Here is a 12,475-nt window from a genome sequence, read left to right on the forward strand (position 1 = left end):
TAATGGGTAAACTCGGTATTTCTATCTATCCAGAGCATTCAACCGTTGAAAAAGACATGGAATACATTGCACTTGCACACAAATATGGATTCAAAAAGATCTTTACTTGCTTGCTATCCGTCGAAGGTGACAAAGAGAAGATTTTAAAAGAATTTAAAGAATCGATTCGTTATGCCAATCAATTGAATATGGAAGTGATGGTCGATATTGCTCCCCGAGTATTCGGTTCGCTAGGCATTTCTTATAATGACTTATCGTTTTTTGCAGAATTAGGTGCGTATGGAATCAGGCTGGACATGGGCTTTACAGGTAACGAAGAGTCGATTATGACACATAATCCATATGGTCTCAAAATTGAGATAAATATGAGCAATGCAACAAAATATTTAGAAAATATTATCGATTACAAACCAAATAAAGAGAATTTAATAGGTTCGCATAACTTCTATCCTCATCGCTATGCAGGGCTGAGCTATCCTCATTTTATAAAATGCTGTGAGTCATTCAAAATGTATAATATCCGCACGGCAGCTTTCATAAGCTCTCATGCAGCAACGTACGGACCTTGGCCTATAATGGAAGGATTATGTACATTGGAAATGCACCGGGAATTGCCCATTACGACACAAGCGAAACACTTGTATGCGACAGGGTTGATTGATGATGTAATTATTGCAAATGCCTACGCATCCGAAGATGAATTGGAGCAGCTTAGCCTGTTAAACAGCGGTCGGTTAACATTTAATGTTAACCTTCACGACACCATAACTGCTTTAGAGAAAAAAATAGTATTGGAAGAATTCCATTTTTACCGTGGTGATGTTTCCGATTACCTTATTCGCTCGACTCAATCACGCGTGAAATATAAGGGTGAAGAATTTAAACCAACATATACGCCTGATATTAGACGCGGTGATATTTTAATTGAAAATGAGCTCTATGGACAATATAAAGGGGAACTGCAGATTGCATTGAAGGAAATGAAGAATTCGGGGAAAACAAATGTAGTTGGCCGAATAGCGGAAGAGGAAATTTTTCTCCTCGATTATTTGGAACCATGGGGGAAATTCCAATTCAATGTTAATGGAGAATCTTCAGGGAAGGAAGGGTAATTTCCTTCCCTTTTTTACTGAATAGGAGAATGATATGAATTATATTATCGGTGTTGACGGCGGTGGCACTAAAACTGAAGCAGTGGCCTATGATTTAAAGGGAAATAAAATAAGTGTAGGCAAAGCGGGGTATGGTAACCTGCTTATAAATGAAAAACAAGCCATCGCTAACATTATACAGGCAATTGAACAATGCATAACCCCTATTGATAATGGAAGCTGCCATTACATTTGCTTAGGTTTAGCCGGGTATGGAGGAGTTGAAAATCCGCAGGGCATAAAACGTGCATTAAGCAAGGCATTTAATGTCCCGTTCACGATTGTAAATGATGGAATTATCGCACATGCTGCTTTACTAAAAGGAAATGATGGCATTTTGACCATATCCGGAACTGGATCTTTAAGTATCGGCATCCATAAAGGTATCGAGAAATCAGCTGGAGGCTGGGGACACATTCTTGGGGATGAAGGAAGTGGCTACTGGATCGCCATGCAGGCTTTTATAAAAATGACGAAAGAAGAGGATGAGGGATATGAATATAGCCATTTAACCGAGACAATACTTAAAAAACTTGGCTATCATCGTGTAATGCAACTGAAGAAATTCATTTATTTCGCCACGAAATCCGAGATTGCCGCGTTTGTTCCCCTAATTGTCCAACATGCGGAGAAGGGCGATGGTTTCTCGCAAAATATTCTGAATCAGGCCGGGTACCACCTTTCAAAACAAACGCTTGAGGTTATCAAGAAGTTAAAGTTAAGTGAGAATGTTACAATTGCAATAAAAGGTAGCATATTGACAAATATACCATTGGTGCAAAGCTCTTTCATCAATCATATTAAACTTGAAAAACCAAATGTGAAATTTGTTTTGGATGACGTATCAGCTACCTTGGGTGGTTACTACATAGCAATGAAGCAGTTAAAGTAAGTAAAGATCAAGGAGAGTAAACCATATGCCCGTTGAAAATATTTTATTGAGAATTGAAAGTTTATTGAACCAGTTGCCTAATTCAGAAAGGAAAATTGCCCAATATATCTTAGAAAATCCACAAGATATTATAAGAATGACGATACATGAATTAGCTGACCATGCCAATGCCAGCAGTTCTGCAGTAACGAGATTCTGTCATTCAATAAAAGTTAACAGTTTTTCAGAACTGAAGGTATCCCTATCATCACTGATTTCCCAACCGGAGAAAAAAGGTTTCCATGATATTGAGCCTAATGAAACAATAGCGTCCATCAAAAATAAAATAGTGTCCAACTCTGTCCAAGCTATACAGGAAACGGCACATTATTTGGATGAGACCGTTCTTGACAATATCATTGAAACCATGAGAAGTGCAGATGTGATTTATGTTTATGGATTAGGGGCATCATGGCTTGTTGCTGAAGATATTACACAGAAATGGTTACGGTTAGGAAAGATTGTAAGTGCTAATCAAGACCCGCATATTACGGCCACAGCACTCGCTGCATCATCAAAGAATACCGTTTTTTTCTGTATTTCCAATAGTGGCGAAACTGAAGAAGTTCTGGAACTCGTTGATATTGCTAAAGCATATGGAATTAAAACAATTGGTTTATCACGATTGGGGAACAATGGGCTAACTAAAAAAGTTGATATGTCCCTAAATCATGTACGTGCTCCTGAGGCAAAATTCCGAAGTGCTGCAACAAGTTCGCTTTTTGCACAATTTCTAACGGTCAGCATTATTTTCTATGCGTACGTTTCAAAATTCTATAATGAAAATAAAAATGAAATTGAACGTTCAAGGGAATCGGTATTGAAATTCACAAAAAGGAATTTGGATACTTAAATAAAAGTCTTGTCTTATCGTGTTTATTAGCATGGATAGGGATCATCGAACGGAATTTTAGCTTGAGATGTTTCCGAACAGGATGCCTTGTAAAATTTACATCACGATGAAAGGAAGATGTACGCTAAATGATCCAAAAGAATTCCCAGAGTCCCATTTATCATCAACTTGAAGAGGAGATTAAAGGAGCGATTCAATGTCTTGAATTGGTACCAGGAGAGATGATTCCTTCAGAAAAAGAATATACTGAAAAATATGGAATAAGCAGGATGACGGTGAGACAGGCGATTTCTAACCTCGTAAATGGCGGTTATTTATACAGGCAGCGCGGAAAAGGAACATTCGTTGCCCAACAAATATTGGAGCAGCCCTTGCAAGGATTAACAAACTTTTCAGAGGATATGATATCAAGAGGGCATAAACCAAGTACACGAGTCATCAGTTTTACAGAGGTCAATGCTGATCATGAACTTGCTGCAAAGCTTGAGGTTGAAGAAGGAACTCCAATTTTCGAACTGGAACGTGTAAGGCTTGCTGATCAGTTGCCGATGGCATTTGAAAGGCTATACATCTCAAAAGATATTGCCCCGGATCTAACGGAAGAAATGGCCGTGAGTTCCATACATGACTATGTTAAAAAAACCTTCGGCTTACAAATCCAGCATGGCAGACAGATAATTGAAGCCTCCATCGCTCAAAAAAAAGAGGCGGAAATGCTCGAGGTAATCGAAGGTTCCCCTATATTGCTGATAGAACGAAGAATTATCCTGAATACGAATCGACCCCTTGGGGTTGTCAGAACTGTCTACCGTGCAGATCGATATAAATTCAGAATTAATTTGGAGCGTATATCACCAGTAATATAAAACAGAATCCCACTTTTAAATAATAATAATAGCAAAAATGACTAATCTGGATAAGTTAAACCCCTTGCCCAATATGGACAAGGGGTTTTTTAGTAGAATATCATTTTTCAAGTTTGGGAGTTTTCCAGCCCAAAAAGGAAAGGTGCTTTTAAAATCTAAGAGATTCGATCCGGGACATTAATATTTCGCTAAGCTTTCTGTCAATCGGTTTTCTTTCCAAATGACTGTAATGCCAAGGCCAATGACGATAATGACAGCAGCAAAAAGATAAGGGTAGTGAATGTTTATGTCAAACAGCAATCCTCCCATGGATGGCCCGGCGATATTTCCTAAGCTCGTATAGGTGGAGTTCATTCCAGCAACGAATCCTTGTTCTTTCCCGGCAGCTTTTGATAAAAATGTCGTCAAAGCCGGACGAAGCAGGTCAAATGCAAGGAAGATGAAGCAAGTTACCACTAGAACTGCCAAAAAGCTGGAAATCATAGTGGACGCTACCGCAAAAATGGCACCGACAATTAAACATAATTGGATAAGCTTCTTTTCGCCGAGAATATCCACCAGTTTTCCAAACATGAATACTTGCACAATAACTCCGAAAATAGAGCTTATTGTAATGATTATTGCAATATCCTTCGGCGTGAAGCCGAATTTATGATCAGAAAATAGACTAAAAACAGTTTCATAGGCTGATAAACCAAAAGCGAGTACAAATACGATGATGAACGCAATAAAGTAAAGCGGGTTTAGTGATTTCTTTAAATCGCCTATAAAGTTTGTTTGGTTAATATTTGCAGAAACTTTTGCAAGCTGTTCCTTTGTCATCGGCTCTTTTAAAATGAATATTGATGAAAGGCATGCTAAAAAAGCAATGGCCGCCGCAAGGAAGAAGGGCAAGCGTATACCATATTCTGCAACAAAGCCACCGATCCCTGGTCCAATTATAAAGCCCAAGCTAATGGCGGCTGAAATATAGCCCATTGCTTTTGGCCTTTCCTGAACGGATGTAATATCCGCAACATATGCAGTAACACCTGGCATGATAAAGGCGGCACTTATTCCCCCTAGGACCCTTGATAAATAAAACACCGATACGTTTGTCCCTACACCGAAGATAAGTTCTGAAACACCAAAAAGGAATAAGCCGATGATGATGATTTTCTTTCTCCCATAACGGTCAACCCAACGACCTGCGAATGGAGACATAACAAGCTGTGAAACCGCAAATACGGCAACAAGATAGCCCATCGTACTTCCTGATAAATGCATGATATTCATAAATGACGGCATGACGGGGATGATGAGTCCAATTCCCAGAAAAGCAATGAATATATTGCTTAGAAGAATAATTAATACCGCCTTTTGTTCTTTAATTGGTTTATTCATTTGTTAACACCACTTTCTTTGTGAATCATTCTTGTGAAATACCTCTCCAAAACACTTTCCAAGAGGCTGCCAATTTATCCTTCAGCCGTTTCTCATCATTGCCGTATACAAGCTCAAGCAAAATGGAATCCACTACTCCCAAGAAAGCATAGGTCGGAGTTATGGCTGCATCTTCGACGATTAATTTGTCATTGATCCAATCCTGGAATTTACATTCCAGAATTGCCTGCACCTTTTCCTCGATATCTATGACTTCCTGCTCGATTTCTTTTTCAAGATGCGCTGGCGGAAAAAAGGACATACGCAGCCAAAACTTAATATGCTCATTTTTTTGGAAAAGATCGATGACCAATTGCAGGAATCCGTATAAATCTTTTTCAGGATTTTTTGAATCGACTTTACTGAAATATTGGAGTTTCGAAGATAGTTCCGTCTCTTTCGCATCACGTAAAACTTGCAGAAAAAGATCATCCTTGCCTTTAAAATGGGCGTAAATGGATTGCTTTTTCATGCCGACTTCTTCAGCTATTAGAGAAAGGGACGCTCCTTCATAACCATGAATCGTGAAAAATTTTAGAGCGGCTTCCTTAATTTCATTACTTTTCAATAATATCACCTCATATTTTAACGAACGTTCGTCAGTTATAATAGCAAATTAAATAAATATACGCAAGCAAAAAAAGTTCATAAAAAGGTATTAGGCAACAGAAATCATTCATAATAAGGGCGCTAAATTTGAAAAGGACAATATTGTTGTTACCAGCAATAGATATGTACTCAAGATTATTCACTAAATTCTCGCATATAATTCATGGATATTAAAGTGAGACAGGTGGGATGAAGTTGAATACGTATGACATCAGAAAAGTGATTCATTACTATTACGCAAAAATACAAGAATCGAATGATCCCTATTTTTGGTACTGTTTGGCTGAGACTCAAAGAAGAGCCGGTTTAACAAGTGAAGCGATGCAAACGATCGATAACGCCTTGTCGTTTCCAAATCCTTATCCTTCAAAGCAGGAACTGCTAGACATGAAATTGAGCCTCCAATCTGCCCTTTCAAGGGAAATGAACTTGTACAGAACAGTTACGATGACCTCAAAGCAAGGCGATATTGATGGGGATGGGATAAAGGACAATGTTTTTCTTACCGCAAACAAAAACCCTGATAGCCCCTTTTGGAGGAATGTAACTTTGGTTATCCAAAATGGAAGGACTAATCAATATGAACATGTTCCCATGAAAAATAACGCAGGATATAATCCGACCCTTTTTCTTGGTGATTTTACAGGTAACAAAGGGGATGACATTTTAGTGGTCATTGATACGGGAGGAAGCGGTGGTTCCATCTATGCGTATGTTTTTTCATATCTTAACAGTCAACTCATGACCATTTTTAATTCAGACGCATTCAATGAAACCTATAAATACGCTGTTAATTATGAAAACCAATACAAAGCAAAGTTGAACAGTTATTATCTAAAAGAAAGGTACATGCTTGACCTTACATATAAGGGTAAGGAATATTTATCTGAAATTTATAACAAGGAGGGTGTATTGAAGTCGCCGATAGAAGGGTGGATCAATCCTTTATCTGGTTTATATCCGGTTGATTACAACAGGGATGGCATATATGAGCTCGAAGCATATCAAAGGATCGCGGGGAGGTACAATGCCGACTCACTAGGATTTGTACAGACTGTATTGATATGGAACGGGCTAGCGTTTACGCCCGACAGGCAGAATGTGGCTATTTTTGGAGGGCAAATATAGCACATTGGCATAGAATGTTCATGAACTTGGTGCAGGCGAATTTTTCTTTCGTCCAAAAGTAACCGGTAAATATTCTTGGCAATTGTTCAGCGATTGTGTACATTTACGAAGATAATTGAACCGGCTAAGCGGACGTAATGGTTCCTGCACTTCATCTACGATTCCAAGTGGAGTAATGCAAGTAGGAATGTTTAGTAGGCAATACCTACTCGTGATTTTAAATAAGCACTACTTTTTATTTGGCTAAATGCAAATTCCGCTGTATCCGGCACGGATATTTCAACCCCATTCTCCGGTAAAAAGTCACCTTCCACACGATATGTACCAAAACTTTCTCCATCCGGCAAATATGTAGGACAGACAATGGTCCATTGAAGTGTTGATTGTTTCAGCATTTCGTAAACTTGATGATGTTCTTTCGCTGCGCGGGTAGACTTCTGCTTAGATTCACGTGACTGATAACGCAAAATATTTGGGGTTGTTCTACTTTGCAGGATACCTGCTGTTCCAATGGTAATAATTCGTTTGATACCTTCGTTTTCCATTGCTTCAATAATTAGTGGCATACTCTTTGATAAAGTGGTTGTCCCTTCAGTATTCAGTGCACTAAAAACTACATCAATCCCCTGCATGGCACGTACGATATCATCTTTATTTAAAACATTACCTTGAATAATGGTTAAATTGGCATCGTTCATGCCAATCTTCTCAGGAGTGCGAACCAAAACTGTAACATGATGTCTGTCTTGGAGACTATAAGTAACTAATTGCCCCCCAACCCGGCCAGTTGCACCCAAAATTAAAATATTCAAGAAACGAACCTCCTTTTGCGAATACAATCATTCCACTAACATTATATCGTCATTTTCAACAAATAGGAGCTTTAGTGCATGAAGACATCATAATTTAGCGCCTGCTGGCGGTACCCCAAGAAGAAAAACGTTCGGTGATAAGAAACAAAATGGGCCGCTCAAAAGCTTCCTGAGGGCCCATTTGAATTGGAAAAATACAAAAACGTTTAAGGACAATTCCTCCTACTATTCCTGTCCTTCTTTCAATTTTAGAAAAGAATCAACTGATTCATCTAATAATTTTTCGCGAATGGGATCTTCATTGACATCAGTATCCACTTCCATTCCATTGTAATGTAATTTACTAACCTGACTTTTATGTTGAGCTGGATTATGATTTTTATTTTTTTTGTTTGGCATATAAACTCCTTCTTTAACAGATAGTTTTCTTTAGTATGAACAATTGATCCAATATGAAATCCAATAATGTGTAAGATTATTTCAGCTTCTTTCCCGGATTGAGTCCAGGTATCCTGATGGAAGGTTAAAACAATATACTGGTTTAATTTAGAAATATTGACTGAATATTAAAATATTATAATATTTAGTTTGCGTTAAAGTTTTTTGAATCGGAGTTTTATATTCGAAACAAAGGTTTTTGCTTGGTTAAAGTCAAATAATCTGACAGGAGGTTTTTATTATGAAGAAAAAGAATAAGGAATACTTCTTTTGTTTTTTGGTTAATAGTTTCAATAATTCTATCATTAACATTTTTACTTCCTTCTCTCGGCCAAACTGCTGTAAAGCAAACGGACTTTAAAGTAACCCAATTAGGAACAGGTTCTCCACTTTTAAGTACATCCCGCTCCGGTCCGGCTACTCTTGTAGAAGTTGGTAATGAAAAACTCCTCTTTGATGCTGGACGTGGAACAGCTTTACAATTAAATAAAGCGAATCTGTTACCAGGCAGTGTAGATAAGTTGTTTCTTACTCATTTGCATTCGGATCATACAATCGGCATACCGGACGTATGGCTTACAGGTTCTTTACCAACAGGAGGGAAAAGAGAGCAAGCATTTAACATTTGGGGACCTAAGGGAACAGAGAAAATGATGTTACATAGAACGTTACATTAAGAACCAAGACTGTTGAACTTCTTGAAGTTGTTGTTGAGCTTTTTCAAGCTGTTGCTGTGCTTGTTGGAATAATTGTGGATTTTCATTAGCTAGTGCAGATTGAATAGCCTGTTGGGCTTGTTGTGACGCATTGATAGCTTGCTGATATTGTTGTTTTTGTGTCATTTTAAAAGTCTCCTTCATTATTTTTATTAAAGGCTAAACCTTTAACTTTTTTTTATATTTTGTATTTAAATTTTGATATTATTCATGTATAGGTAGATCCATTTCTCCTTAAGTAGGTTAGAAGGCATGAACGGAAAAAATTTGATTTTCGTCAAGTCAATAAACGGTTAAAGCCCATTGAAAAATAAGATGAAAGGTGAACCATACCAACTTATGGTTATTCCCTACTTCAAATGAAATCCGTTATAAATCACCACTGGATATTATTTCAGCATAGAAACAACAAAAGAAAATGATGTCGGAACCATAGTTTAGTCGCTCATCGTTTTCATCTTCATCAATTTATTAGACCTGTCATATTAAAAAAACTCCCGAAGTTTTGAGAATACTAAGTCTATCCAACAATTGATCTGATTAACCGTGCTTTCATTAGGGGCGTTTCATAATTACATCGCATTGGCTTGACATACGAAGCTTTCGAACATAATCAGATATCCAGTTGATAAAGGTTATATCAACTATTACTAATGTATCCTATACATCGCCTTTGTATTGAGGTAAAGTCGCGATTTCCTTGTTTCATTTAAGGATTCGATAGTTGCCGATTATTTTAATAGTGGCGTAAGGGGAGAACCTTGGATCGATAAGACTTTATTTGTCATGAAACCTCTTAATAAAGAGAAGGGACTATCCGTAAGGAATGGTATCATAAATTATTCAATTAAAGGGGGCAGGATAGCGTAATAGCTTGCATGCAGATATAATGTTCAAAGAAGGAATTTAATGCTATGGTCCTTACTCTGATGTTTACCAGTGATTTGTGTCGAAATATTCGAAAAAGGGAGCCGAGGTGTATAATGAAGGATCCTGATAAGATTTACAACAATGCGGTTGAGACAATTTTGATAGTTTTTGGATGAAAATGGAATCTTGTGATGAGAGAGACGTAACAATGAATTGAAAAAAGTTTGATACCCGCAATTACTCAAAGAAATGTTCTAGCAAACCTGCAGCTTGATAACGTACAAAATATATAAGAAGCCGACCTAATACAAGGCCGGCTTTTGTTTTATGGGATGACTTTGCGTTTGCGAAAGTCGCAGAAGATGTTCATAAACATGGCTTCGGTATCTACATAATCGTGAAAACCTAAGCGACGGGCATAGTTCCATGGCACAACGCTCTGTTGCATTCACGAGAAGTCCCGCATCTGTCATCTCCAAGAGACTATCGTAAGCACCCGGCTTGCCAGGAAACTGCAACGGAATTCCAAGATCCTTCGAAATTGGGGTCTAAGACGCATTAACCAAGGAGAAGTTCATCGCACTTCCAAGCAAAAAGCCACAGACTATAGAAGGACGAAACGCCGATTAAGTCCAATTTTCCGCATTTTGAACGGGCCGATGTGCTCATTTACCTTGTATCCCTTCATCAAACTACATATTTTAGCCCACCACGATGGTTCGATGATCTCTACGGTGTTTACTAGCATGGCAAGGTTAGGCGGAACAAGTTCAGCCATTACATTCTAAGTCTTTCGTGGCACAAGCATCAAGAATATTTTTTACTAGAATAACCCAAAAGGTTCACCCCCTTACTAAAAAATCATGGAGGAGTATACAATGAGTCGATTAAATAATTACGAGGTTCTAAATCAACTGAAATACATTGATGGTATTACTATTATTGATAACAAAGGGACGATCTTGTTTACAGTCAAATTTAATCCTCGATTTCACTCTGAAGTTCAAGAACGAGAGGAAATATTAGGAGAAAGCTTATTTTCCGTATTTCCTACGTTGAATGAAAAATCGAGTACGTTGTTAAATGCAATGAAAACAGGTCGTCCCATTTTTAGAGGTAAACAAGAAATTGTTGATTTTATGGGTCGAAAAATTGAAACCACAAATATTTCTCTACCAATCAGAGCCCATGGGAAAATTATAGGAGCAATTGAATTTTCGAAAGAAATAAGTAAAGAAAATCATATTCCTAATAATGCAATCGAGATAAATTCAGAAATGTTTAAAGGTGATAAACGATTACTAGAAAATATTCATCCAGAACGAGCAAAATATACATTGAAAGATATTATTACGAATAACGAACAAATGAAAAATTTAAAGCTCTTAACCGAAAAGATTGCAAAAGGGAGCTCACCCGTCTTTATATATGGTGAAACAGGAACAGGAAAAGAATTATTTGCTCAAGCACTGCACAATGCCAGTAATCGTGTAGAAAAGCCTTTCATTGCGCAAAACTGTGCAGCAATTCCGGAAGCCTTAATTGAAAGTATTTTGTTCGGTACAATAAAAGGGAGTTTTACAGGAGCGGAAAATAATCCAGGCTTATTTGAAATAGCGGAAGGAGGAACGATTTTTCTAGATGAAATTAACTCAATGCCCATTCATCTACAGTCCAAGTTATTAAGAGTACTGCAAGACGGATATATTAGAAGATTAGGAGATAAAATTATTAGAAAAGTTGATGTACGAGTAATCACCGCATCCAATAAACGCCCTGAAGATTGTGTAAAGGATAAAGATATGAGACTTGATTTATATTACAGATTATGTGTAATGACACTCAATATTCCACCATTACGGGAACGGAAAGATGATATTAAGCTTTTATTGGAATCTTTTATTTCTAAATATAATGTGTTGCTGCACAAAAATATAACCAATGTATCAAGAGAGGTATATGACTTTCTCTTGAAGTACAACTGGCCAGGAAATGTACGGGAGTTGGAACATATTGTTGAATTTGCAATCAATCAAATAGATGACTGGGAAGATACACTTCAAATGAAAGATATTGAAGAGCGTGTGAAGAATTTCATTCGACATAGTGAAGAAGAGCTTCAGATTGAACCTTTAAAAGAAGCTGTTGCCAGATTAGAAAAGAAAATGATCGAAAAGGCAATCCAACAAACAAAAAACAATGTATCACAAGCAGCTAAAATACTCGAAATCCCAAGGCAAACTCTGCAAAATAAGATCAGATTGTACGAAATTGTGCCCAAAAGCTAACAATAGAGAAATAAACTTATGCACATAGTGCCCAAAAAATAACATTTACTGCTCAAATATTAACAATTTAATCATTTTTTATATCTGCAATCGACATATTTATAAAGAGAAACTCTTATTTTTCTGATTTTTCTGCTTAAATCAGCGGAAAATGATGAGTTCTTTTGGCATACTTCTTGCTTAAGTATACATATGAAACACAAGGGAATTACGACCTTTCAAAAATAGGAATAAATATTTAGTCATAAAGTTAGGAAAAGGGGTGAAAGGTTGATGTTAAGAAAATGATTATAAATGATTAGGAATTATATTTAAAAAAGGTACCTTATAGTGAAAAAATTTTATCGTCACAATGAAAACACAGCCGGTATTGATTAGGCAATATGGTGCT

At 37.2% G+C, this 12,475-nt stretch carries 12 protein-coding genes; 7 read left to right on the forward strand and 5 right to left on the reverse strand.

The annotated features are described in order from the left end of the window. The first annotated feature begins 2 nt into the window (after window positions 1-2). The 4 genes from N0M92_RS21215 (at window position 3) to N0M92_RS21230 (ending at window position 3,801) form a co-directional block, all read left to right on the forward strand. Window positions 3-1,112, forward strand: coding sequence for a DUF871 domain-containing protein (locus tag N0M92_RS21215; RefSeq protein ID WP_260287687.1), 1,110 nt, complete (start codon window positions 3-5; stop codon window positions 1,110-1,112). A gap of 34 nt (window positions 1,113-1,146) precedes the next feature. Then, window positions 1,147-2,043 carry an N-acetylglucosamine kinase gene (locus N0M92_RS21220; RefSeq protein ID WP_260287688.1) on the forward strand — a complete coding sequence of 299 codons (897 nt, stop codon included), beginning with the start codon at window positions 1,147-1,149 and terminating at the stop codon, window positions 2,041-2,043. Between the two features lie 25 nt (window positions 2,044-2,068). Beyond that, window positions 2,069-2,935, forward strand: coding sequence for a MurR/RpiR family transcriptional regulator (locus N0M92_RS21225; protein WP_192205229.1), 867 nt, complete (start codon window positions 2,069-2,071; stop codon window positions 2,933-2,935). Between the two features lie 128 nt (window positions 2,936-3,063). Continuing rightward, window positions 3,064-3,801 carry a GntR family transcriptional regulator gene (locus N0M92_RS21230; RefSeq protein WP_260287689.1) on the forward strand — a complete coding sequence of 246 codons (738 nt, stop codon included), beginning with the start codon at window positions 3,064-3,066 and terminating at the stop codon, window positions 3,799-3,801. A gap of 177 nt (window positions 3,802-3,978) precedes the next feature. Here the strand turns inward: N0M92_RS21230 and N0M92_RS21235 are convergent, their stop codons facing one another. Next, complete coding sequence (locus tag N0M92_RS21235; RefSeq protein WP_260287690.1) at window positions 3,979-5,184, reverse strand: MFS transporter; 1,206 nt, start codon at window positions 5,182-5,184, stop codon at window positions 3,979-3,981. Window positions 5,185-5,209: 25 nt separating this feature from the next. Then, window positions 5,210-5,791 carry a TetR/AcrR family transcriptional regulator gene (locus N0M92_RS21240; protein ID WP_260287691.1) on the reverse strand — a complete coding sequence of 194 codons (582 nt, stop codon included), beginning with the start codon at window positions 5,789-5,791 and terminating at the stop codon, window positions 5,210-5,212. A 428-nt stretch (window positions 5,792-6,219) separates the two neighbouring features. Here N0M92_RS21240 and N0M92_RS21245 point away from each other — a divergent pair, with 428 nt between their 5' ends. Further along, window positions 6,220-6,960 (forward strand): VCBS repeat-containing protein, encoded by a 741-nt coding sequence (locus tag N0M92_RS21245; protein ID WP_260287716.1) that lies wholly within the window; start codon window positions 6,220-6,222, stop codon window positions 6,958-6,960. 191 nt (window positions 6,961-7,151) lie between these two features. Here N0M92_RS21245 and N0M92_RS21250 read toward each other — a convergent pair whose 3' ends face one another. After that, a complete protein-coding gene (locus tag N0M92_RS21250) occupies window positions 7,152-7,772 on the reverse strand; it encodes an NAD(P)-dependent oxidoreductase (protein WP_260287692.1) in 621 nt (206 codons plus the stop codon). 225 nt (window positions 7,773-7,997) lie between these two features. Continuing rightward, entirely contained in the window at window positions 7,998-8,171 is a 174-nt protein-coding gene (locus N0M92_RS21255; RefSeq protein WP_260287693.1) for a hypothetical protein, read from the reverse strand. Window positions 8,172-8,506: 335 nt separating this feature from the next. Here N0M92_RS21255 and N0M92_RS29495 point away from each other — a divergent pair, with 335 nt between their 5' ends. Further along, entirely contained in the window at window positions 8,507-8,887 is a 381-nt protein-coding gene (locus tag N0M92_RS29495) for an MBL fold metallo-hydrolase (RefSeq protein ID WP_397443895.1), read from the forward strand. On the opposite strand, the gene N0M92_RS21260 is transcribed toward N0M92_RS29495, so the two are convergent. Then, complete coding sequence (locus N0M92_RS21260; RefSeq protein WP_260287694.1) at window positions 8,879-9,052, reverse strand: hypothetical protein; 174 nt, start codon at window positions 9,050-9,052, stop codon at window positions 8,879-8,881. The genes N0M92_RS29495 and N0M92_RS21260 overlap by 9 nt on opposite strands. A 1,622-nt stretch (window positions 9,053-10,674) precedes the next feature. On the opposite strand from N0M92_RS21260, the gene N0M92_RS21265 reads away from it, so the two are divergent. Next, window positions 10,675-12,084, forward strand: a complete 1,410-nt coding sequence (locus N0M92_RS21265; protein ID WP_260287695.1) for a sigma-54 interaction domain-containing protein — start codon at window positions 10,675-10,677, stop codon at window positions 12,082-12,084. Window positions 12,085-12,475: the final 391 nt, after the last annotated feature.

The organism is Peribacillus aracenensis (assembly GCF_025175645.1).
GTDB lineage: Bacteria > Bacillota > Bacilli > Bacillales > DSM-1321 > Peribacillus > Peribacillus aracenensis.

Bases quoted from the DNA above. Each gene is read 5' to 3' on its own strand.
- N0M92_RS21215 (WP_260287687.1), top strand. From the start codon at position 3: ATGGGTAAACTCGGTATTTCTATCTATCCAGAGCATTCAACCGTTGAA.
- N0M92_RS21220 (WP_260287688.1), top strand. From the start codon at position 1,147: ATGAATTATATTATCGGTGTTGACGGCGGTGGCACTAAAACTGAAGCA.
- N0M92_RS21225 (WP_192205229.1), top strand. From the start codon at position 2,069: ATGCCCGTTGAAAATATTTTATTGAGAATTGAAAGTTTATTGAACCAG.
- N0M92_RS21230 (WP_260287689.1), top strand. From the start codon at position 3,064: ATGATCCAAAAGAATTCCCAGAGTCCCATTTATCATCAACTTGAAGAG.
- N0M92_RS21235 (WP_260287690.1), bottom strand. From the start codon at position 5,184: ATGAATAAACCAATTAAAGAACAAAAGGCGGTATTAATTATTCTTCTA.
- N0M92_RS21245 (WP_260287716.1), top strand. From the start codon at position 6,220: ATGAAATTGAGCCTCCAATCTGCCCTTTCAAGGGAAATGAACTTGTAC.
- N0M92_RS21255 (WP_260287693.1), bottom strand. From the start codon at position 8,171: ATGCCAAACAAAAAAAATAAAAATCATAATCCAGCTCAACATAAAAGT.
- N0M92_RS21260 (WP_260287694.1), bottom strand. From the start codon at position 9,052: ATGACACAAAAACAACAATATCAGCAAGCTATCAATGCGTCACAACAA.
- N0M92_RS21265 (WP_260287695.1), top strand. From the start codon at position 10,675: ATGAGTCGATTAAATAATTACGAGGTTCTAAATCAACTGAAATACATT.